The sequence below is a fragment of the Rathayibacter sp. VKM Ac-2804 genome, from assembly GCF_009866655.1.
Classification (GTDB): Bacteria; Actinomycetota; Actinomycetes; order Actinomycetales; family Microbacteriaceae; genus Rathayibacter.
In genome coordinates this window covers 2,118,352-2,139,910 of record NZ_CP047420.1, presented here as the reverse complement: position 1 = coordinate 2,139,910, position 21,559 = coordinate 2,118,352, and the positions used below count along the sequence as shown (strand labels likewise).

The following is a 21,559-nucleotide window of genomic DNA, read 5'->3' as shown; positions in this document are numbered from 1 at the left end:
CCACTCAGGGCGTCGTCGAGTCTACCCGGACACCGCCGCGGGCCGGGTGCGGCGCTATGAGCGGACCTGACCCGACCCGCGCAGCAGCCACTTGGTGCTCGTCAGCTCGGGGAGTCCCATCGGGCCGCGGGCGTGCAGCTTCTGCGTGGAGATGCCGACCTCCGCGCCGAAGCCGAACTCGCCGCCGTCGGTGAAGCGGGTGGACGCGTTCACCATCACCACCGCGGAGTCGACCTCGGCGAGGAAGCGCTCGGCGCTGCGCAGGTCGTTCGTGACGATCGACTCGGTGTGGTGGGTGGAGTAGCGGGCGATGTGGTCCATCGCCGCGTCCAGGTCGTCCACGACGGCGACCGCGATGTCGAGCGAGTAGTACTCGGCCGTCCAGTCCTCCTCGGTCGCCGGGACGGCGTCCGCGACGATCGCGCGGACCCGCTCGTCGCCGTGCACGGTGACTCCGGCGGCGGCGAGGCGGCCGAGGACCGGCGGCAGGAGGCGCTCGGCGGCGTCGCGGTGCACGAGCAGCGTCTCGAGGGCGTTGCAGGTGCTCGGGCGCTGGGTCTTGGCGTTGTGCACGATGTCGACGGCCCACTGCTCGTCCGCGCTCGCGTCGAGGAACACGTGCACCACTCCGGCGCCCGTCTCGATGACCGGCACGGTCGACTCGGTCACGACCGACTCGATCAGGCCGGCGCTGCCGCGGGGCACGAGGACGTCGACGTAGCCGCGGGCGCGCATCAGGGCCTTGGCGCCCTCGCGGCCGAAGTCGTCGACCGTCTGGACCAGCTCGGCGGGCAGCCCGACCGAGGCGACCGCCTCCTGCAGCAGCTCGACGAGGACGCGATTGGTGTTCTCGGCCGCACTCCCGCCGCGGAGGATCACCGCGTTGCCGCTCTTCAGCGCGAGGGCGGCGATGTCGATCGTGACGTTGGGCCGCGCCTCGTAGATGGCGCCGACGACGCCGAAGGGCACCCGGACCTGGGTGAGCGAGGCGCCGTTGGGCAGGTTCGAGCCCCGGACCGTCTGCCCGACCGGGTCGACGAGACCGGCGACCGCGACCACGGCATCCGCGAGCGAGCCGAGACGCGCCTCGTCGAGGCGGAGGCGGTCCTGCAGGCCGGCGCTCATGCCGTTCTCGCGGCCGTTCGCGAGGTCGAGCTCGTTGGCCGGGACGATCCGCTCGACGGCCCCGCGGACGGCGTCGGCGATCGCGAGGAGGGCGCGGTTCTTGAGGTCGGTCGTGGCGCTGCGCAGCGTCCGGGAGGCCGTGCGGGAGGCGGCGAACCGCTCGGTCAGGACGGAGCTGTCGAGGGTCGTCTGCGGCATCCGGCCAGTGTATTCGCAGACGGCGCCTCGCCGAGGGAGGTGCCGAGGAGTCAGACCTCCTCGGCGTCGCCCACCAGGTCGTCCTCGTCCGAGACGCGCCAGACGCCGCCCTGGCGCTCGCGGTCGAGCTCGGCGCGGGCGGCCGCCTTCGCGTCCATCCGCTCGAGGTAGTTGTCGCGGCGCTCGCTGCGCGTCTTGCGGTTGTTCTCCTCGAGGCGGAGGTCGGTGCCGCGCGGGGCGGTGATCAGCTCAGCGGTCGAGGTGAGCGTGGGCTCCCAGTCGAAGACGACCCCGTCGCCCGGGCCGATGACGACGGTGGAACCGGCGACGGCCCCGGCCGAGAAGAGCCCGTTCTCGACGCCGAGCTTCGCGAGCCGGTCGGCGAGGAAGCCGACGGCCTCGTCGTTGGTGAAGTCGGTCTGCGCGACCCAGCGCTGCGGCTTGGTGCCGAGCACGCGGTAGACGTTGCCGTACGAGCCGCCCTCGACGCGGATCTCGTAGTCCTTCTCGTCGACGGCGCGCGGGCGGATGGTGATGCGCTCGGGCTTGGGCTCGGCGGCGAGGGCGAGGCGGTGCTGCTCGACGATCTCGCCGAGCGCGAAGGTCAGCTGGCGCAGTCCCGAGTGGCTCACCGTCGAGATCTCGAAGACGCGGTAGCCGCGGGCCTCGAGGTCGGCGCGGACGAAGTCGGCGAGCTCCTGCGCCTCCGGCACGTCGACCTTGTTGAGGGCGATCAGCTGCGGGCGCTCGAGCAGCGGCACCTGGCCGTCGCCGACCGGGTACGCGGCCAGCTCGCCGAGGATGATGTCGAGGTCGGTCAGCGGGTCGCGGCCGGGCTCGAGCGTGGCGCAGTCGAGCACGTGGACGAGGGCGGTGCAGCGCTCGACGTGGCGGAGGAACTCGAGGCCGAGGCCCTTGCCCTCGCTCGCGCCCTCGATCAGGCCGGGGACGTCGGCGACCGTGTAGCGAGACTCCCCCGCCTGGACGACGCCGAGGTTCGGGGCGAGCGTGGTGAAGGGGTAGTCCGCGATCTTGGGCTTCGCCGCCGAGATCGCCGCGACCAGGCTGGACTTGCCGGCCGAGGGGAAGCCCACGAGCGCGACGTCGGCGACGGTCTTCAGCTCGAGGACGACGTCGCCCTCCCAGCCCGGGGTGCCGAGCAGGGCGAAGCCGGGGGCCTTGCGCTTGGTGGTCGCGAGCGAGGCGTTGCCGAGGCCGCCCTGGCCGCCGGGGGCGATGACGAAGCGCAGGCCGGGCTCGTCCATGTCGAGCAGCTCCTCGCCCGTGGGCGACTTGACGACGGTGCCCACCGGGACCAGCAGCTCGAGGAGGTCGCCGTTGCCGCCGGCGCGGTGGTCGCCCATGCCGGGGCCGCCGTTGGCGGAGGAGCGGTGCGGGTGGCGGTGGAAGGCGAGCAGCGTGGTGGTCTGCGCATCGGCGACGAGCACGATGTCGCCGCCGTGACCGCCGTTGCCGCCGTCGGGGCCGGCGAGCGGCTTGAACTTCTCGCGGCGGACGGAGACGCAGCCGTTCCCGCCGTGCCCGGCGCGCAGATGCAGCGTGACGTTGTCGACGAAGGTGACCATGGTGTGTTCCGTCCGATGTGGAGATGGAGGCGCCGGAGTGTCCGACGCCGGATGGCGGAGGGCGAGGTGCGGGGAGCGGCGCGCCCGAAGAGCGGGTGCCGCTGCAACGCGCAAGGGGCGAGCCGAAGCCCGCCCCTTGCGTCCTGTGCCTGCTCGGCCGAGGAGAGCTGCCTAAGCGGCGGCCACCACGATGTTGACGACCTTGCGGCCGCCCTTCTGGCCGAACTCGACCGCGCCGGCCGAGAGGGCGAACAGGGTGTCGTCGCCACCGCGTCCGACGTTGACGCCGGGGTGGAAGTGGGTTCCGCGCTGGCGGACGATGATCTCGCCCGCGCTGACGACCTGACCGCCGAAGCGCTTCACGCCGAGGCGCTGCGCGTTCGAGTCGCGACCGTTGCGGGTGGAGCTTGCGCCCTTCTTGTGTGCCATTTCTCATCTCCTCGAGACCGGGGGCCGCAGCCCCGTGCTGATGCTCTGCGGAGCGATGGCTCCCGCCGCAGATCAGCGAAGTGTGGGTGTTACTTGATGCCCGTGACCTTGACGCGCGTGAGGTCCTGACGGTGCCCCTGGCGCTTCTTGTACCCGGTCTTGTTTTTGAACTTCTGGATGATGATCTTCGGACCGCGGAGCTCCTCGAGCACCTCGGCCGTGACCGACACCTTCTCGAGCGCCGCGGCGTCCGAGGTGATGGAGTCCCCGTCGACGAGCAGCACGGCAGCCAGCTGCACGGTGCCGTTCTCGTCGGCCTTGATGCGGTCCATCGTCACGATGGTGCCGACCTCGACCTTCTCCTGCCGGCCACCGGCGCGCACAACTGCGTAAACCACTTCTCGTACCTGTTTCTCATCTGGACGGCGCGTGAGCGCTGTCCGGGGCTTGTAAGGACGGGGTCGGACCCCGGTCTTCCCGGTCGTACCCGCCTCTCGTACGAGACGAGGGGACCGGCACCGCGGCTCGCACCCCGGGAGGGGCCGAGCGGCAACGGAAATCTGCGTGAGCACATGGATCGCGCCACACCAACGGTCAAGAGTACGGGATCCGTGCTCCCCGGTCAAACGGGCACCGCCCCGGAGGGGGCGCCGTCCGACCGACGACCCCGTCACGATAGTGCAGGCCGCACCGCGGATCGGGCAGGCGCGCCGCCTACGATCGACGGATGGCGATCCTCCTCGACGCGGCGCGCTGGCCCGCCCACGACACCCTCTGGGCCCACCTCGTCAGCGACTCCTCCCTGGAGGAGCTGCACGCCTTCGCCCGCCGGGTCGGGCTGCCGGAGCGCGGCTTCGACCTCGATCACTACGACGTGCCCGCGGCGCGCCGCGAGGAGCTGCTCGCGGCCGGTGCGCTGCCGGTAGGCAGCCGCGAGCTCGTCGAGCGGCTCCGGGACAGCGGACTGCGGGTCAAGGGCCGCGACCGGGACGCGGAGAGGGCCCGGCGCCGGCTCGCGCCGGGCACCGGGCCCCACTGACTCTCGCGAGCGACCGCTACTGCGCGCGGCGCGGCGTCTGCTCGGGCACGACCGCGATCCCGGTGAGCGCCGCCGTGGTCACGCGACGGCTCTTGGCGCGGCCCTGGCCGGGCTGCTTGGGCGCGGGCAGCGCGTCGAGGACGGAGTCGAGCAGGTGCTCGGCGACCGCGGTGGGGACCCGGCGCTCGGCGACGACCGGAGCGGGCGGGATCGGGATGTCGAGGATCGGGACGACCGGGGCCTGAGCCACGGGAGCCTCGGCCCGGGCCGCGGGCGCCTGTGCGGCCTCCTGGGTCGTGTCGCGGGCGGCGGGAGCGGACTCCTGCTGCTCGCCGGACTCGGGCGTCTCCTGGCGCGGCTCGCGGTCGCGACCGCGGCGACGGCGCTCGCCCCGGGCGGGACGCTCGCGGCGGCCGGACGAGTCGCCCTGACGCTCCGCGGACTGGTCGGCCGGCTGCTCGATCGGCTCCGACTCCGCCGCGGTGGTCGTGGCCTCGTCGACGAGGGCGACGGCCTCCTCCGCGGCATGGCGGACGGCGGCCGGATGGATCGTGCTGGCGGCGATCTGGGCCAGCGCGTTCTTGGCGTCGTCGGTGATGGCGTGGGTGCTGACCGGCTTGGAGCCGCTCTGCCCGCCCGTGCCGTTCTGGGCGGGGGAGCCGTTCTGCCCGGCCGAGCCGTTGCGGCCGTTCGAGGGCTGCTCGTTCACCGGCTTGCCGCCGCGGCGGCGCTCCTGCTGCGGGGCGGCGGTCGAGCGGTGCTTGACGACGGGGTCGTGCTGGACGATCACGCCGCGGCCCGCGCAGACCTCGCAGTTCTCGCTGAAGGTCTCGAGGAGGCCCAGTCCGAGCTTCTTGCGGGTCATCTGCACGAGGCCGAGCGAGGTGACCTCGGCGACCTGGTGCTTCGTCCGGTCGCGGCTCAGGCACTCGACGAGGCGGCGGAGCACGAGGTCGCGGTTGGACTCGAGGACCATGTCGATGAAGTCGACGACGATGATGCCGCCGATGTCGCGCAGGCGGAGCTGGCGGACGATCTCCTCCGCGGCCTCGAGGTTGTTCTTGGTGACCGTCTCCTCGAGGTTGCCGCCGGAGCCGACGAACTTGCCGGTGTTCACGTCGACGACCGTCATGGCCTCGGTGCGGTCGATCACGAGCGAGCCGCCGCTGGGCAGCCAGACCTTGCGCTCGAGCGCCTTCTCGATCTGCTCGGTGATCCGGAACTCGTCGAACGCGTCCTGCTCGCCGCCGTAGACCTCGACGCGCTCGAGCAGGTCGGGGGCGACCTGGCTGAGGTAGAGCTCGATGGTCTCGCGGGCGTCGTCGCCGGCGATGACCATCTTCTCGAAGTCCTCGTTGAAGACGTCGCGGACGATCTTGATCAGCAGGTCCGGCTCGCTGTGCAGCAGCGCCGGCGCCTGGCCGGTCGCGGCCTTGGTGCTGAGCGCGGTCCACTGCGCGGTGAGGCGCTCGACATCGACGGTCAGCTGCGCCTCCGTGGCGCCCTCCGCGGCGGTGCGGACGATGACGCCCACGTTCTCCGGCAGGACCTCCTTGAGGATCTTCTTCAGACGCGCGCGCTCGGTGTCCGGGAGCTTGCGGGAGATGCCGTTCATCGAGCCGTTGGGCACGTAGACGAGGTAGCGGCCCGGCAGCGAGATCTGGCTGGTGAGGCGGGCGCCCTTGTGACCGACCGGGTCCTTGGTGACCTGGACGAGCACGCGGTCGCCGGGCTTGAGCGCCAGCTCGATGCGGCGCGGGCCGCCGGCGTTGTTCGCCGCGTCCCAGTCGACCTCGCCGGAGTAGAGCACGGCGTTGCGGCCGCGTCCGATGTCGACGAAGGCCGCCTCCATGCTGGGCAGGACGTTCTGCACGCGGCCGAGGTAGACGTTGCCGATCAGCGACGCCTCCTGCGAGCGGGCGACGTAGTGCTCGGCGAGGACGCCGTCCTCGAGCACGCCGATGCGGATGCTGTCCTCCTTCGAGCGGACGACCATGACGCGATCCACGGCCTCCCGGCGGGCGAGGAACTCCGACTCGGTGACGACCGTGCGGCGGCGGCCGGCGTCGCGCCCGTCCCGGCGGCGCTGCTTTTTCGCCTCGAGGCGGGTCGAGCCCTTGATGCGCTGCGGCTCGGTGATCAGCTCCGGCTCGCGGGCCTCACGGGGTTCGCGCTGCTCGCGCGGCTGGCGGACCCGGACGACGGTGTTCTCGGGGTCGTCGGAGCCGGTGCGGTCGCTCTCGCCGCTGCGGCGGCGCGACCGGCGGCGGACGGAGCCCTGCTCCTCCTCCGGCTCGTCGCGCTCGTCGCGGACGCCGAGCGGGGCGCCCCGGGGCGGGAGCGGCGTGAGCTGGACGTAGTCCGGCAGGATCGGCGCCTGGAACAGGAGCGACGTGCTCGGCAGCGGCGGACGGCGGGGAGCCGACTCCTGCGGCGCGGCCGGCTCGGCGTCCGCCGGCGTCTCCGTCCGGGTGTCGACGGCGCCGGTCGGGACCGACTCCTCGGTCTCTGCGACCTCCGCGGTGGTGTCGGCGGCGGTCGTGTCCGACCCGTTCTGCTCGGTCTCGTTCGTGTCGATGATCGTTTCCCCTGTCGCTGATGCGCTCGATCCGGCCCGTCGATTCGTCCGACGGCCACCGAAGAGGCGACTGATCTTCCTGGCCCCGCTGCGGGGCTCGTCGCGGTCCGGTTCGGATCCGCCTGTGTTGTTGTCTTCCACCATTCCTGGTGCACTCCTCGGCCGGGTCGTGCGCCGCGCCGTCGACCCGGATGCTGTTCTCGAGCGACGGGCCTCGGCCCGCCGCGAATCCTTCCGCTCCCCCGGTCCCGTCGCTCACGTGGCGCAGGACTCCGGTTGCAGCTTCTCCTCGGAACTGACTATCCGACACGTGGGGATCCATCGCGCTCATTCGCGGAACGCTGTCGATCTCCTGTGGCCCGGTGCTCGCCCGGTAAACCTTCTTCGCGCCGGCGCGGGATCTTCCGGGCCGACGGCTCCGATTATCGCACGCATTCCCAGAGGCGCCGATTCGCCGCGTGCCATAATCCCCCGGTGTCCAGCGATCCCGAGGTGCCGAGCGCCCCCCGCCAGCAGCGTCCGGTCCTCTTCGCGGTGCTCCTGATCGTGCTCGGCGTGATCGGGTGGATCGCCGCGTTCACGCTGACGCTCGACAAGTTCACCTCGCTGAGCGGGTCGTCCGAGGCCCTCGGCTGCGACTTCAGCCTGCTCGTGCAGTGCAGCGCGAACCTGAAGTCGGCGCAGGGCGCGATCTTCGGCTTCCCGAACCCGCTGATCGGCGTCGCCGCGTGGATCGCCCCGATCGTCGTCGGCGCCGGGCTGCTCGCGGGGGCGCGCTTCGACCGCTGGTTCTGGGCGCTGTTCAACCTCGGCTTCGTCTTCGCGCTCGGCTTCGTCGGCTGGCTCGTCGCGACGAGCATCTTCGCGCTGGGGACGCTCTGCCCCTGGTGCATGCTCACCTGGGCCGTCGTCATCCCCGCCTTCTGGCTGGTGACGCTCCGCAACCTCCGCGAGGGCGTGTTCCCGGTCCCCGCCGCCGTCCGGCGCTTCGCCGGCGCCGCGTACGGCTGGGTGCCGTTCATCACGCTGGTCTGCTACCTGGCGATCGCCGTGATGGCACAGATCCGCCTGGACGTGCTGTCCTACCTCTGACGCTGCCGGGCTGACAGCCGACGCCGCCCCCGGGGGGCGGAGGATCTCGATACGCCCGCTCCGCGGGCTACTCGATCAGCATGGTCGCCGGCCGGCGCACTGCCTTCAGCATGCGCGGGGGCCATCGCGCTGCCGACAGCATGCTTGGGGGCCAGGCCGCGGGGCGCGCCCTTCCATGCTGGTCGAGTAGCCGCGCAGCGGCGTATCGAGACCCACCGTCGTCAGGACGGGAGCCTGCAGACCCGCCTGCTGACCCCGGTGGATCTCGATACGCCCGCTGCGCGGGCTACTCGATCAGCATGTGCGCTCCCGTCCCCACCTGAGAGGACCAGCCCGCTCGGGCAGCTCTCGCCGAAGGACCTGAGCACGCGGGCGACCGCCTCGGAGGCGCATCCGGGAAAGCGCGTGTCAGCGCTTTCCCGTCGCCGAGCGCAGGACGCTCTGCGGAACGCGCCCGCCTCCTAGAGCCGACCGCGGTTTCGCGGATTACCGCGAAACACCGCGGAGCGCGAGCTCTCGCGGAGGTTGGCCTTTCAGGCGAACCAGAGCGAGAGCTCGCGCTCCGCGGATTCAGCGGAGTCGCTGCCGTGGACGAGGTTCTGCTGGACCTTGAGGCCCCAGTCGCGGCCGAGGTCGCCGCGGATGGTGCCGGGGGCGGCGGTGGTGGGGTCGGTCGTGCCCGCGAGGGAGCGGAAGCCCTCGATGACGCGGTCGCCGGCGATGCGGAGGGCGACGATGGGGCCGCTCTCCATGAACTCGACGAGGGGCTCGTAGAACGGCTTGCCCTCGTGCTCGGCGTAGTGGGTGGCGAGCAGCTCGCGGTCGGCCTCGACGAGCTTGATGTCGACGAGCGAGTAGCCCTTCGCCTCGATGCGGCGGAGGATCTCGCCGGTGAGGTTGCGGGCGACGCCGTCGGGCTTGACGAGGACGAGGGTCTCCTGGATGGCCATGGTTCAGCGGTCTCCTTAGGTGGGGGTGGGGTCGGTGGGCCCGTCCGCCGCGCGGCGGTCCTGGGTGTCGAGCTTGGTGCCGGTGACCATGCAGTACGTCCACAGGGCGACGAACGCCGCACCGATGACGAACATGATCGGGACCAGGACACCGGTGGCCACGATAACGAACTGGAGGATCCAGCCGAGCCGGAAGCCGGCCGGCCGGTTCAGCAGGCCGAGCGTCGCGACGAGGGCGAGGCAGACCACCGCTCCCCCGACGAGCACGACGACCGGATCGGCGGCCTTCAGCCCGAAGGCGACGAGCGTCGCGAGGAAGACGATGACGGACTCGAAGCCGAGGACGATCGAGCCGAGGCTCTCGCGGACGGTCCGGGTGCGGCGCGGCCGGCCGGCCCTCACGCGCCGAGCCAGTTCTCGTCGCGGGCGACGGTGATCGTCCGGCCGACGAGGGTGATCGAGCCCGTGACGAGCAGGGCGCCCTTGTCGGTGCGGGCGGCGAGCAGCCGGCCGGCCGTGAGGGCGCCGTCGGCGTCCGCCGCGACGCGGACGGACTCTGCAGGGAAGACGGTGCGAGCGAGCTCGGCGAGCTCCTCGGCCGGGACCGCGCGGTCGCTCGGCGCCGTGGTGACGATCAGCTCGTCGACCACCGGCAGCAGAGCGCGCAGGATGCCCTCCGCGTCCTTCTCGGCGAGGACGCCGATGACCGCGGTGACCCGGTCGAAGTCGAAGTAGCGCTCGATCGCGGCGGCGAGGGAGGCGGCGCCGTGCGGGTTGTGCGCGGCGTCGACGACGGTGCGGGGCGACTGGCCGACGATCTGGAGGCGGCCGGGCGAGGTCGCGGCGGCGAAGCCCTCGTCGAGGACGTTCCCGGTCAGCTCCTGCGTGCCGCCGCCGAGGAACGTCTCGACCGCGGCGATCGCGACCGCCGCGTTCTCGGCCTGGTGATCGCCGAAGAACGGCAGGAGCAGCTGCTCGTAGCGGGTGACGAGACCGCGGACGGAGACGAGCTGGCCGCCCACGGCGACCGTGGTCGACTCGACGTCGAAGTCGGCGCCCTCGAACACGATCGTCGACTCGGTCAGCTCGGCCGCCTGCCGCAGCACCGCCTCCGCCTCGCTGGTCTGCTTCGCCGACACCACGGCGGCGGCGGGCTTCACGATGCCGGACTTGGTGCGGGCGATCTCCTCGATCGTCGCGCCGAGCTGCCGGGTGTGGTCGAGCGCGATCGGCGTGAAGACGGCGACCTGCGCGTCCGCGACGTTCGTGGAGTCCCACTCGCCGCCCATGCCGACCTCGATCACCGCGACGTCGACCGGGGCGTCCGCGAAGGCCGCGTAGGCCAGCACGGTGAGCGCCTCGAAGAACGAGAGCGTGCTCTCGCCCCGGCCGACGAGCTCGGCGTCGGTCATGGTGAGGTAGGGCTCGACGTCGATCCAGTTCGTGGCGAGGCTCAGGTCCGAGATCGGCTCGCCGTCGATGACGATGCGCTCGTTGAAGCGCTCGAGGTGCGGACTGGTGAAGAGGCCGACCCGCAGCCCGTGGGCGCGGAGCAGGCTCTCGATCATCCGGCTGGTCGACGTCTTGCCGTTGGTGCCGGCGACCTGGATGACGGGGTAGGCCTGCTGCGGGTCGCCCATGTAGTCGACGGCCCGCCGCGTCGGTGCGAGCCGCGGGCGGGGGTTCGCCTCGCCGAGCCGCTTCAGCAGGCTCGCGTAGACGGCGTCGGCCGCCTCACGCGCGAGCCGGGCGTCCTCCTCGGAGTAGCGGTCCTTGTCAGACATCGGAGGCCTCCACCTTCTCGACGCGGATGATGGCGGTGCCGGCGGGCCCGAAGGCGATCGCACCCTCGCCGCCCTCCAGCGCCGTCGTGAGCGCGGCGAAGGCGAAGCCGGTCGCGAGGGTCTCCTCGGCGATCCAGAGCGCGTGCGGCTCGAGGGCCGCCATGCTCATCTCGTCCAGGACGATCTCGAGCTCGATGCGGTCGCTGACCTCGAGTCCGGCGGCCTTGCGGGCGTCCTGCACGGCGCGGATCAGGTCGCGGGCCAGGCCCTCGGCCTCCAGCTCCGGCGTGGTCGCGGTGTCGAGCAGCACGAAGCCGCCGCGGGGCAGCAGCGCGATCGCGCGGTCGTCGGCACCGGAGCCGCCGACCTCGAGGGTCAGCTCGTACTCGCCCTCGACGAGCTCGACGCCGCCGGCGGTGACGACGCCGTCGGTCTCGCTCCAGTCGCCGGCCTTCGCGGCCCTGATGACGGTCTGCACGCCCTTGCCGAGGCGCGGACCGGCGGCCCGCGCGTTGACGGAGAGGCGCGAGGTGACGCCGTAGTCGGCCGCGCTGGACTCGACCAGCGGGACCAGCGACACCTCCTTGACGTTCAGCTCGTCGCGCAGGATCGCCTCGAACGGCGCCAGCTCGGCGGCGTCCTCGACGACCACGGTGAGCCGCGCGAGCGGCAGGCGGACTCGGAGGCCGGCCTGCTTGCGCAGCGACAGCGCCGTCGACGAGATGCCGCGGACGGCGTCCATCGCGTGCACGAGCGACTCGTCTACCGGGAACTCGGCCGCGTCCGGCCAGTCGGCCAGGTGCACGCTGCGCCCGCCGGTCAGCCCCTGCCAGATCTCCTCGGTCATCAGCGGGAGCAGCGGCGCGGCGACCCGGCAGACCGTCTCGAGCACGGTGAAGAGCGTGTCGAACGCCTCCGTGCCGCGGCCCTCGGCGTCGACGCCCTGCCAGAAGCGGTCGCGCGAGCGGCGGACGTACCAGTTGGTCAGCACGTCGGCGAAGTCGCGCAGCGCGGCCGCCGCGAGGGTCGAGTCAAGCGCCTCGAGGTGGCCGGTGACGGTCTCGATCAGGTCGTGCGTCTTGGCCAGCAGGTAGCGGTCGAGCACGTCCCCGGAGTCGGTGCGGCGGGTCGCGCTGTAGCCCTCGCCCGCGGCGTCGACGGACGCGTTGGCGTAGAGCGAGAAGAAGTACCAGGTGTTCCAGAGCGGCAGCAGCACCTGGCGCACGCCCTCGCGGATGCCCTCCTCGGTGACGACCAGGTTGCCGCCGCGCAGCACCGGGCTCGACATCAGGAACCAGCGCATCGCATCGGAGCCGTCGCGATCGAAGACCTCGGCGACGTCCGGGTAGTTGCGCAGCGACTTGGACATCTTCTGCCCGTCGTTGCCGAGCACGATGCCGTGGCTGACGACGTTGCGGAAGGCCGGCCGGTCGAAGAGCGCGGTCGAGAGCACGTGCAGCGTGTAGAACCAGCCGCGGGTCTGCCCGATGTACTCGACGATGAAGTCGGCCGGGTTGTGCGAGTCGAACCAGTCGGAGTTCTCGAACGGGTAGTGCACCTGTGCGAACGGCATCGAGCCGGAGTCGAACCAGACGTCGAGCACGTCGCTGATGCGGCGCATCGTCGACCGGCCGGTCGGGTCGTCGGGATTCGGGCGGGTGAGCTCGTCGATGTACGGGCGGTGCAGGTCCTCCGGGCGCACGCCGAAGTCGCGCTCGAGCTCGTCGAGCGAGCCGTAGACGTCGATGCGCGGGTAGTCCGGGTCGTCGCTCTTCCACACCGGGATCGGCGAGCCGAAGTAGCGGTTGCGGCTGATCGACCAGTCGCGGGCGCCGGAGAGCCACTTGCCGAACTGGCCGTCCTTGACGTTCTCGGGGACCCAGGTGATCTCCTGGTTGAGCTCCTCCATCCGGTCGCGGATCGCGGTGACGCGGACGAACCAGCTGGAGACGGCCTTGTAGATCAGCGGGTTGCGGCAGCGCCAGCAGTGCGGGTAGCTGTGCTCGTAGCTGGCCTGGCGGAGCAGGCGGTGCTGCGCCTTGAGCAGCTGCGTCAGCGGCTTGTTGGCCTCGAAGACCTGCAGGCCGGCGACCTCGCTGATCTGCGGCAGGAAGCGGCCGCCGTCGTCGACGGAGATGATGACGGGGATCCCCGCCGCCTCGCAGACCTTCTGGTCGTCCTCGCCGTAGGCCGGCGCCTGGTGCACGATGCCGGTGCCCTCGCTGGTGGTCACGTAGTCCGCGACGAGGATGCGCCACGCGTTCTGCGTGCCCCACTGCTCGATGTCGGCGTAGTGGTCCCAGAGGCGGTCGTAGCTGATGCCCTCGAGCTCGCTGCCGCGGTGCGTGCGCGAGACGGCGGCCAGCGCCGACTCCGCGTCCTCGTAGCCGAGTTCCTTGGCGTAGGCGCCGACCTGGTCGATGGCGAGCAGGTACTCGGCCGAGAGCTCGCGCTCCTCGGGCTCGCCCTTGCCGTCGGCGGCGCCGTTCGGCCCGGCCGCCAGCACGGCGTACTCGATGTCGGGGCCGACGGCGAGGGCGGCGTTGGTGGGCAGGGTCCACGGGGTCGTCGTCCAGGCGAGGGCGCGGACGGCGGTGAGGTTCAGCGCCTCGGCGGTCTCGCCGACGAGGGGGAAGGTGACCGTGACCGTCTGGTCCTGGCGCGTCTTGTAGACGTCGTCGTCCATCCGCAGCTCGTGGTTCGAGAGCGGCGTCTGGTCGCGCCAGCAGTAGGGCAGCACGCGGTGGCCCTCGTAGGCGAGGCCCTTGTCGTAGAGCCGCTTGAAGGCCCAGATCACGGACTCCATGAAGGTGGGGTCGAGGGTCTTGTAGTCGTCGTCGAAGTCGACCCAGCGCGCCTGGCGGGTGACGTAGTCCTGCCACTCCCCCGTGTAGCGGAGCACCGACTCCTTGGCGGCGGCGTTGAACGCGGCGACGCCCATCTCCTCGATCTGCGACTTGTCGGTGATGCCGAGCTGCCGCTCCGCCTCGAGCTCGGCGGGCAGGCCGTGCGTGTCCCAGCCGAAGCGGCGGTGCACCTGCTTGCCGCGCATCGTCTGGAAGCGGGGGAAGACGTCCTTGGCGTAGCCGGTCAGCAGGTGCCCGTAGTGCGGCAGGCCGTTGGCGAAGGGCGGGCCGTCGTAGAACACCCACTCCCGGGCGCCCTCGCGGGAGCGGATCGACTCCTGGAAGGTGTCGTCCGCCTTCCAGTAGGCGAGGACCTTCTCCTCGATCTCCGGGAAGCGCGGCGACGCGGGGACGCCGCGGCCGAAGGCGGAGCCGGTGCTCGCGGCGACTCCGATGCGCTCGGAATCGCCGGTGCTCTCGGCGTCGCGGGGGGTGGGCGGGGTCAGGGGGTAGGTCACGTGCGGTCTCCTGGCAGTGCTGCTGGTCTGCACGAGGACGGCCCGCCCGGATCTCAGACCCCGGGCCGGGTCGCGGTACCACCTCGCTTGAACCGCCCAGGACCGGCCCTCGCGGACTGTCCCTGGTCGTTCCCACTCGATCGGCTGTCACGGGCCGTACCCGTCCGGGTCTACTGGGCCGCGGCCGGAGCCGGGCTGTTCTTCCGGAGACTCACCGGTGATGGCCGGGTCGAAGTCGTCCACCCGTTATCCTAGCGCGTCGGCGGTCGCCGGGCAGGGGCGGAGGCGGTCATGGCGCGGACAGCGGGAGCGGGTCGCGGGCGGCCGCGCGCGTCGTCGCGATCGATGCTCGAGGACGCCGCCCTCGATCTCTTCGTCGAGCAGAGCTACGCGGGGACGACGGTCGAGCAGATCGCCCAGCACGCCGGCGTCTCGCGCAACACCTTCTTCAACTACTTCGCCTCGAAGAGCGACGTCTTCTGGGTGCTCGTCGACGACCGGCTCGCCGAGCTCCCGGCGGCGCTCGAGGCCGCGTCGCGGGACGCGTCGACGATGGACGCCCTGCGCGGCGCGCTGCTCGCGGTCGGCGCGGGCTTCGGTCCGTCCAGCGTGCCCTGGGCGCTGACCCAGACCGAGCTGATCGGCAGCGTGCACGAGCTGCAGGCCTCGGCGCTCTCGCGGCTCGCGCGGCAGGCGGCGGTCGTCGCGGAGTTCGTGCGCGCCCGCGCCGGTCGTCCGCTGCCGGCCCATGTGGCGCACGCGATCGCCTACGCGAGCGTCGGCGCGGCGGTCGCCGCGGTGCAGGCCTGGGCGGCCGCAGGGCCGACACGGGGCGAGCTCGTGCCCTACCTCGACGAGGCGCTGACGCCGGTCTGCCGCGGTTTCGCGCCCGTCGTCGGCTGACCGCGCCCGCCCGCCGCGCCTCCCCGGCCCCGCGGTAGGATCGTCGCGGCCGGTGAGCGACACGCTCCGAGAGCCCCCACCCAGGCATCATCACCACCGACGCGGTGCCGCCCATATCGAACCGGAGAACCATGACCGTCGCCGACCGCCTCCCCGCCAAGCCCGCCCTCGAGGGCCTCGAGAGCAAGTGGGGCCTCGTCTGGCAGACGGACGGCACCTACCGGTTCGATCGCACCGGGCTCTCCCGCGCCGACGTCTACTCGATCGACACCCCGCCGCCGACCGCCTCCGGCTCGCTGCACATCGGGCACGTCTTCTCCTACACGCACACCGACGTCGTCGCGCGCTTCCAGCGCATGCGCGGCAAGAGCGTCTTCTACCCGATGGGCTGGGACGACAACGGCCTGCCCACCGAGCGCCGGGTGCAGAACTACTACGGCGTCCGCTGCGACCCGACGCTGCCCTACACGCCGGACTTCGTGCCGCCGTTCGAGGGCGGCGACAACAAGAGCAGCAAGGCGGCCGACCAGAAGCCGATCTCGCGCCGCAACTTCATCGAGCTGTGCGAGCGCCTCACCGTCGAGGACGAGAAGCAGTTCGAGGACCTCTGGCGCACCCTCGGCCTCTCGGTCGACTGGACGCAGAGCTACCGCACCATCGGCGAGGAGTCGCAGGCCGCCTCCCAGCGCGCGTTCCTGCGCAACCTCGCCCGCGGTGAGGCCTACCAGGCGCAGGCGCCGACCCTCTGGGACATCACCTTCCGCACCGCGGTCGCGCAGGCCGAGCTGGAGGACAAGGACCAGCCCGGCGCGTACCACCGCATCGGCTTCCACCGCGACGGCGCGGAGGACGTCTTCATCGAGACGACGCGCCCCGAGCTGCTGCCCGCCTGCGTCGCCCTCGTGGCGCACCCGGACGACGAGCGCTACCAGGCGCTCTTCGGCACGACCGTGCGCACCCCGCTCTTCGACGTCGAGGTGCCGGTGCTCGCGCACCACCTCGCGCAGAAGGACAAGGGCTCGGGAATCGCGATGATCTGCACCTTCGGCGACCTGACCGACGTCGTCTGGTGGCGCGAGCTCGACCTGCCCAATCGCGCGGTCATCGGCTTCGACGGCCGCCTGATCTCCGAGGCGCCCGCCGCCATCGAGAGCGAGGCCGGCCGGGCCGCGTACGCGCAGCTCGCCGGCAAGACGGTGTTCTCCGCGAAGCAGACCGTGGTCGCGCTGCTCACCGAGTCGGGCGAGATGGTCGGCGAGCCCCGCCCGATCGTGCACCCGGTGAAGTTCTTCGAGAAGGGCGACAAGCCGCTCGAGATCGTCTCGACCCGGCAGTGGTACATCGTCAACGGCGCCCGCGACGCGGGGCTCAAGGAGCGCCTGCTCGAGCTCGGCCGCGACGTGCGGTTCGTGCCCGAGTTCATGCGCGTCCGCTACGAGAACTGGGTGAACGGCCTCGCCGGCGACTGGCTGATCTCGCGCCAGCGCTTCTTCGGCGTGCCGATCCCGGTCTGGTACCCGCTCGACGGCGACGGCAACCCGGTCTTCGACGCGCCGATCGTGCCCGACGAGTCGTCGCTGCCCGTCGACCCGTCCTCGGACGCCGCCCCCGGCTACTCGGAGGACCAGCGTGGCACGGCCGGCGGCTTCCAGGGCGAGCTCGACGTGATGGACACCTGGGCGACCTCGTCGCTGACGCCGCAGCTCGCCGGCGGCTGGGAGCGCGACGACGAGCTCTGGCAGCTCGTGGCGCCCTACGACCTCCGCCCCCAGGGTCAGGACATCATCCGCACCTGGCTCTTCTCGACCCTGCTGCGCTCGCAGCTCGAGGACGGCCGCGCGCCGTGGAGCACCGCGACGGTCTCCGGCTTCATCGTCGACCCCGACCGCAAGAAGATGTCGAAGTCGAAGGGCAACGTCGTCACGCCGGCCGGAATGCTCGAGCAGCACGGCTCGGACGCGGTGCGCTACTGGGCCGCCTCCTCGCGCCTGGGCACGGACGCCGCGTTCGACCCGCAGAACCCGACGCAGATCAAGATCGGCCGGCGTCTGGCGATCAAGGTGCTCAACGCGGCGAAGTTCATCCACGGCTTCCCGCTGCCGGAGGGCGCGACGGTGAGCGACCCGCTCGACCTGAGCATGCTCGCCGCTCTCGACGGCGTGGTGGCGGACGCCACGACCGCGCTGGAGAACTACGACCACGCCCGTGCGCTCGAGACCACCGAGGCGTTCTTCTGGACGTTCTGCGACGACTACCTGGAGCTGGTGAAGGAGCGCGCCTACGGCGAGGACGGCGCCTCCGCGGCCGCCGCCCTGCACCGCGCGCTGGACGTGCTGCAGCGGCTGTTCGCGCCGTTCATCCCGTTCGCGGTCGAGGAGACCTGGTCCTGGTCGCACGACGGCTCGGTGCACCTGCAGCCCTGGCCGGAGCAGGCCGCGCTCGGCGGTGACCCGGCCGTGCTGACCGCCGCCAGCACCGTGCTCACCGCGATCCGCCGGGCGAAGACCGACGCGAAGGCCTCGCAGAAGACGCCCGCCCGCTCCGCCGTCGTCACCGCGCCGGCCGAGCTGGTGGCGTCCCTGCGGCTCGCCGTGGGCGACCTCGCGGCCGTCGGCCGGATCGCCGCGCTCGACTTCGCCGAGGGCGATGCGCTGTCCGTGCAGATCGAGCTCGAGACCGAGCCGACCGCCTGATCACCCGGGGAGCGGGCTCCGGTCCGCTCCCCCTCTTCTCGAGAGGAACACCCCATGCAGCTCGGAACGCGCTGGCCGGTCGGCGGAGACACGCCGTCCACCCTGCCCGAGATCGTCGTCACCGCCGTCCGCGACGTGGAGGGCGAGCTCGCCTCCGCCGGCACGGACAGCTCCGCCTGGCGCTGGACGCTGACCTGGCTCGAGGGCAAGCCGGTGCTCGAGCTCGACGACGGCACCACCATCACCTACCGCCCGGACGAGGACGCCGCCTACATCACGCAGCCGCAGGGCCGCGTCGAGGGCGAGGACGAGGACTGGGGCTGACCCGCTCCGCAGGTCCTGATGCGGGTGGATCTCGATACGCCCCTGCGGGGCTACTCGATCACCATGAGCGGGCCGCTGCGCGGGTCACTCGATCAGCGTGCTCCCCTCATGCTGGTCGAGTAGCCGCGCAGCGGCGCATCGAGGCCCGCCTTCACCAGCAGGGGCGGACTGCCGACCCCGCCCGCAGCGTCGGCGCCCCTAGGCTCGCTGGATGAGCACTCCCGCCGCCGTCGCCGTCCTCCTCGAGCCGAGCGGGCTGCCGCACGGGCTGCCCGACTTCGCGGCGGTCGATCCGGAGGCGTACCGCGCGGCCTTCGACGAGGCACTGCGGCGCCACCGGGCCGAGATCGAGGCGATCGCCTCCTCACCGGACGAGCCGACGGTCGAGAACACCCTCGTGGCGCTCGAGCGCTCCGGCCGGGAGCTGCGCCGGGTCAGCGCGGTCTTCTTCACCGTGGGCGCCTCCGACCGCACGCCGCTGACCGACGCCGTGGAGGAGGAGCTCGCTCCGCTCCTCTCCGCGCACGACGATGCGATCACCCTCGATCCGCGCCTGTACGCGCGCGTCCGCTCGCTCGCGGACGGGGCGGCCGACCTCGACCTCGACGACGAGACCGCCTACCTGCTGGAACGCGTCCTCCTGCGCTTCGAGCGCGCCGGCGCACTCCTCGACGACGCGGGCAAGTCGCGCCTCAGCGCGCTCAACGAGCAGCTCTCGAGCCTCACCACGCGATTCGACAAGAACCTCCTCGCGGACACCAACGACCGGGCCGTGCTGCTCGAGCGCGCCGAGGAGCTCGACGGGCTCGACGCGTCCGAGATCTCCGCCGCCGCCCGCGCCGCCGCGGATCGCGGTGCCGACGGCTACCTCGTCACGCTCCCCCTCTACTCCGGGCACCCGTGGCTCGCGCGCCTGCGCGAGCGCGCCGTCCGCGAGCGGATCCTGCGCGCCTCCCTCGGCCGCGCCGAGGAGGGCGGACCGCACGACAACCGGGAGCTCCTGCTCGACATCGTCGCCCTGCGCGCCGAGCGCTCCGCACTCCTGGGGTACTCCTCGCACGCGGAGTACGTGATCTCGGGCCAGACGGCCGGCACTCCGGAGCGCGTCCGCGCCCTCCTCGAGGAGCTCGCGATCCCCGCCGCCCACAACGCCCGCGCCGAGCTCGCGCAGATGCAGCAGCAGGCCGACGCCGAGCAGGACGCCGCTGGTCGGCCGCGCTTCACGCTCGAGGCCTGGGACCGCGCCTACTACGAGGAGCGGGTCCGCACTGCCCGCTACGCCGTCGACTCCAGCGCGCTCCGCCCGTACTTCGAGCTCGAGCGCGTCCTGCGCGAGGGCGTCTTCGCCGCCGCCACCGGGCTCTACGGCGTCCGGTTCGCGGAGCGGCCCGACCTGATCGGGCACAGCGCGCACGTCCGGGTCTTCGAGGTCGTCGAGGAGGACGGCGCGCCGCTCGGCCTCTTCCTCTTCGACCCGTTCACGCGCGACTCCAAGCGCGGCGGGGCCTGGATGAACTCCCTCCGCACCCGGACGACGCTGCTCGGCGACTCCGCCGTCGTCGTGAACACGCTGAACATCTCGGCGCCCGGGGACGGCGAGCCGGCACTGCTGAGCCTCGACGAGGTCGAGACCCTCTTCCACGAGTTCGGGCACGCGCTGCACGGCCTCTTCGCGACCACGCGCTACCCGCGCTTCGGCGGGACGAGCGTGTTCCGCGACTTCGTCGAGTTCCCCAGCCAGGTCAACGAGATGTGGATCCGGCACCCGGAGCTGCTGCCCGCCTACGCCCGGCACGTCGAGACCGGTGAGTCCCTGCCGCCTGCGGTGGTCGAGCAGCTCGAGGCTGCCGCGCTCTGGGGCGAGGGTTTCGGGACCACGGAGTACCTCGCCGCCGCGCTGCTCGACCTCGCCTGGCACGAGACGCCGGCGGGGGCCCCGCGGGTCGACGTCGGCGAGTTCGAGGCGCACGCGCTGGACGCCGCCGGACTGCTGATCCCCGCGATCCCGCCGCGCTACCGCAGCACGTTCTTCAAGCACGTCTTCTCGGGCGGCTACTCCGCGGGCTACTACTCCTACATCTGGAGCGAGATCCTCGACGCCGACACGGTCGAGTGGTTCGAGGAGAACGGTGGACTCGACCGCGCGGCCGGCGAGCGGTTCCGCCGGCAGATCCTCGAGATCGGCGGCTCGCGGGATCCGCTCGTCGCCTACCGCGTGTTCCGCGGGCGGGATGCGCGCACCGAACCGCTTCTCCGGCGCCGCGGACTCGCCTGAGCCGACGGCTGCTCCCGCACCTCCCCCGGGTCAGGAGTGGCGGGCGTCCCGGCGCGGCTGCAGCCAGGTGAGCACGACCAGCCCCACCACGAGTCCCCAGAACGCGGAGCCGATCCCCGCGACCGCGATGCCGGACGCCGTGACGAGCAGGGTCGCCGCCGCGGGGAGGCGCAGTCGCGCGTCCTCGACGGCGGCCTGCACCGATGAGACGAAGACGCCGAGCAGCGCGAGCCCGGCGACGGCCTCGATCAGCAGCGGACTGGCCGAGGAGACCAGGGCGGCGGCCGCTCCGGCGACCGTGCCGAGCACCAGGTAGGACGCCCCCGCCGAGACCGACGCGATCCAGCGGCGCTCCGGCTGCGGCGACGCCTCCGGCCCCGCGGTGAGAGCCGCGCTGAGTGCCGCATAGTTGACCGGGACTCCCCCGAACACCGCGGAGACGCCCGAGGCGAGACCGCTGGAGACGATCGCCGGCCGCGAGTGCGCCTCGAACCCGAAGCTCGACAGCACCGCGATGCCGGGGATGTTCTGCCCCGCCATCGTCACGACGTAGAGCGGCAGGCCGATGCCGACCATCGCGCCGATCTCGAAGACCGGGGCGACGAGCACCGGCACCGGCAGCAGCGGCGCCCCCGCGAGGGCGGCGCCGTCGGTGACGAGCAGCAGCACGATCGCGAGCACGATCGCCGCCGGCACCGCCCAGCGCGGCAGGAGGCGGAGCAGGATCAGCCAGAGCGCGATGACGGGCAGCGCGAGCAGCGGGATCTCGACCGCGGCCCGCACGGGCGCCAGGACGAGCGGGAAGAGGATGCCGGCGAGCATCGCGTTCGCGAGGGGCCGCGGGATCCGCGCCACGAGCCTGCCGAGCGCCGGCCAGAGCCCGGTCACGACGATCAGCGCGGAGGCGACGAGGAAGGCGCCGACCGCGCGGTCGAAGCCGCCGGGCAGGGTCGCGGTGGCGGCGAGCAGCGCGGCGCCCGGGGTGCTCCAGGCGAACGTCATCGGCACCCGGTAGCGCACGCTCAGGGCGATGCAGAGCACACCCTGCAGCACGCAGACCGCGAGAAGACCGGAGGCGGCCTGCGCGTCGGTCGCGCCGACGGCGACGACGCCCGCGAGAACGATGGCGAAGGAGCTGGAGAAGCCGGTGAGAGCGGCGACGATCCCGGCGAGGAGCGGCTGGACGATGGCGGTGCCTCCGGTCGCTGACCCGCCCGGG

16 protein-coding genes are annotated in these 21,559 nt (G+C 72.3%); 6 read left to right on the top strand and 10 right to left on the bottom strand.

Annotated elements, in window-relative coordinates; all coding sequences use genetic code 11:
* Positions 1–54 precede the first annotated feature (54 nt).
* The 4 genes from GTU73_RS10095 to rplU all read right to left on the bottom strand — a co-directional run bounded on the left by GTU73_RS10095 (position 55) and on the right by rplU (position 3,736).
* Positions 55–1,323, bottom strand: a complete 1,269-nt coding sequence (locus GTU73_RS10095; protein ID WP_160089113.1) for a glutamate-5-semialdehyde dehydrogenase — start codon at positions 1,321–1,323, stop codon at positions 55–57.
* A 50-nt stretch (positions 1,324–1,373) separates the two neighbouring features.
* A complete protein-coding gene (gene obgE, locus GTU73_RS10090) occupies positions 1,374–2,909 on the bottom strand; it encodes a GTPase ObgE (protein WP_160089111.1) in 1,536 nt (511 codons plus the stop codon).
* Between the two features lie 171 nt (positions 2,910–3,080).
* Positions 3,081–3,338: a 50S ribosomal protein L27 gene (gene rpmA / locus GTU73_RS10085; protein ID WP_123445823.1), complete on the bottom strand. Its 258-nt coding sequence runs from the start codon at positions 3,336–3,338 to the stop codon at positions 3,081–3,083.
* A gap of 89 nt (positions 3,339–3,427) precedes the next feature.
* Positions 3,428–3,736 (bottom strand): 50S ribosomal protein L21, encoded by a 309-nt coding sequence (rplU, locus tag GTU73_RS10080; RefSeq protein WP_123445822.1) that lies wholly within the window; start codon positions 3,734–3,736, stop codon positions 3,428–3,430.
* A 329-nt stretch (positions 3,737–4,065) separates the two neighbouring features.
* On the opposite strand from rplU, the gene GTU73_RS10075 reads away from it, so the two are divergent.
* A complete protein-coding gene (locus GTU73_RS10075) occupies positions 4,066–4,377 on the top strand; it encodes a DUF4031 domain-containing protein (RefSeq protein WP_160089109.1) in 312 nt (103 codons plus the stop codon).
* Between the two features lie 16 nt (positions 4,378–4,393).
* Here GTU73_RS10075 and GTU73_RS10070 read toward each other — a convergent pair whose 3' ends face one another.
* On the bottom strand, positions 4,394–7,099 hold the full coding sequence (locus tag GTU73_RS10070; protein ID WP_160089107.1) for an Rne/Rng family ribonuclease: 2,706 nt from the start codon (positions 7,097–7,099) through the stop codon (positions 4,394–4,396).
* A gap of 330 nt (positions 7,100–7,429) precedes the next feature.
* Here GTU73_RS10070 and GTU73_RS10065 point away from each other — a divergent pair, with 330 nt between their 5' ends.
* Positions 7,430–8,047: a vitamin K epoxide reductase family protein gene (locus GTU73_RS10065; RefSeq protein WP_244231592.1), complete on the top strand. Its 618-nt coding sequence runs from the start codon at positions 7,430–7,432 to the stop codon at positions 8,045–8,047.
* A 533-nt stretch (positions 8,048–8,580) separates the two neighbouring features.
* Here GTU73_RS10065 and ndk read toward each other — a convergent pair.
* From ndk to ileS, 4 genes are read right to left on the bottom strand one after another with little or no spacing between them, the layout of a single operon-like run.
* Entirely contained in the window at positions 8,581–8,997 is a 417-nt protein-coding gene (gene ndk, locus GTU73_RS10060; protein ID WP_160089105.1) for a nucleoside-diphosphate kinase, read from the bottom strand.
* Between the two features lie 15 nt (positions 8,998–9,012).
* Positions 9,013–9,399: a DUF4233 domain-containing protein gene (locus GTU73_RS10055; RefSeq protein ID WP_244231591.1), complete on the bottom strand. Its 387-nt coding sequence runs from the start codon at positions 9,397–9,399 to the stop codon at positions 9,013–9,015.
* The gene (locus GTU73_RS10050) at positions 9,396–10,781 is read right to left on the bottom strand and encodes a folylpolyglutamate synthase/dihydrofolate synthase family protein (RefSeq protein ID WP_160089103.1); all 1,386 of its coding nucleotides are present in this window, start codon (positions 10,779–10,781) and stop codon (positions 9,396–9,398) included. The genes GTU73_RS10055 and GTU73_RS10050 overlap by 4 nt, the downstream gene beginning before the upstream one ends.
* Positions 10,774–14,082, bottom strand: coding sequence for an isoleucine--tRNA ligase (ileS, locus tag GTU73_RS10045; RefSeq protein ID WP_160091317.1), 3,309 nt, complete (start codon positions 14,080–14,082; stop codon positions 10,774–10,776). Before ileS ends, GTU73_RS10050 begins: the two co-directional genes overlap by 8 nt.
* 354 nt (positions 14,083–14,436) lie before the next feature.
* Here ileS and GTU73_RS10040 point away from each other — a divergent pair, with 354 nt between their 5' ends.
* The 4 genes from GTU73_RS10040 (at position 14,437) to GTU73_RS10025 (ending at position 20,340) form a co-directional block, all read left to right on the top strand.
* Positions 14,437–15,048 carry a TetR/AcrR family transcriptional regulator gene (locus tag GTU73_RS10040; protein WP_160089101.1) on the top strand — a complete coding sequence of 204 codons (612 nt, stop codon included), beginning with the start codon at positions 14,437–14,439 and terminating at the stop codon, positions 15,046–15,048.
* A 131-nt stretch (positions 15,049–15,179) separates the two neighbouring features.
* Complete coding sequence (gene valS / locus GTU73_RS10035) at positions 15,180–17,741, top strand: valine--tRNA ligase (RefSeq protein ID WP_160089099.1); 2,562 nt, start codon at positions 15,180–15,182, stop codon at positions 17,739–17,741.
* Between the two features lie 54 nt (positions 17,742–17,795).
* The gene (locus GTU73_RS10030) at positions 17,796–18,065 is read left to right on the top strand and encodes a hypothetical protein (protein WP_160089097.1); all 270 of its coding nucleotides are present in this window, start codon (positions 17,796–17,798) and stop codon (positions 18,063–18,065) included.
* Positions 18,066–18,276: 211 nt separating this feature from the next.
* Positions 18,277–20,340, top strand: coding sequence for a M3 family metallopeptidase (locus tag GTU73_RS10025; protein ID WP_160089095.1), 2,064 nt, complete (start codon positions 18,277–18,279; stop codon positions 20,338–20,340).
* 30 nt (positions 20,341–20,370) lie between these two features.
* Here the strand turns inward: GTU73_RS10025 and GTU73_RS10020 are convergent, their stop codons facing one another.
* Entirely contained in the window at positions 20,371–21,528 is a 1,158-nt protein-coding gene (locus tag GTU73_RS10020; RefSeq protein WP_160091316.1) for a benzoate/H(+) symporter BenE family transporter, read from the bottom strand.
* Positions 21,529–21,559 lie beyond the last annotated feature (31 nt).

What these genes read in the sequence shown, in the direction of transcription:
- GTU73_RS10025 (WP_160089095.1), top strand. Translation starts at nt 18,277, where the DNA reads ATGAGCACTCCCGCCGCCGTCGCCGTCCTCCTCGAGCCGAGCGGGCTG.
- GTU73_RS10075 (WP_160089109.1), top strand. Translation starts at nt 4,066, where the DNA reads ATGGCGATCCTCCTCGACGCGGCGCGCTGGCCCGCCCACGACACCCTC.
- ndk (WP_160089105.1), bottom strand. Translation starts at nt 8,997, where the DNA reads ATGGCCATCCAGGAGACCCTCGTCCTCGTCAAGCCCGACGGCGTCGCC.
- valS (WP_160089099.1), top strand. Translation starts at nt 15,180, where the DNA reads ATGACCGTCGCCGACCGCCTCCCCGCCAAGCCCGCCCTCGAGGGCCTC.
- rpmA (WP_123445823.1), bottom strand. Translation starts at nt 3,338, where the DNA reads ATGGCACACAAGAAGGGCGCAAGCTCCACCCGCAACGGTCGCGACTCG.
- GTU73_RS10095 (WP_160089113.1), bottom strand. Translation starts at nt 1,323, where the DNA reads ATGCCGCAGACGACCCTCGACAGCTCCGTCCTGACCGAGCGGTTCGCC.
- GTU73_RS10040 (WP_160089101.1), top strand. Translation starts at nt 14,437, where the DNA reads ATGGCGCGGACAGCGGGAGCGGGTCGCGGGCGGCCGCGCGCGTCGTCG.
- GTU73_RS10070 (WP_160089107.1), bottom strand. Translation starts at nt 7,099, where the DNA reads ATGGTGGAAGACAACAACACAGGCGGATCCGAACCGGACCGCGACGAG.
- obgE (WP_160089111.1), bottom strand. Translation starts at nt 2,909, where the DNA reads ATGGTCACCTTCGTCGACAACGTCACGCTGCATCTGCGCGCCGGGCAC.
- GTU73_RS10050 (WP_160089103.1), bottom strand. Translation starts at nt 10,781, where the DNA reads ATGTCTGACAAGGACCGCTACTCCGAGGAGGACGCCCGGCTCGCGCGT.
- GTU73_RS10030 (WP_160089097.1), top strand. Translation starts at nt 17,796, where the DNA reads ATGCAGCTCGGAACGCGCTGGCCGGTCGGCGGAGACACGCCGTCCACC.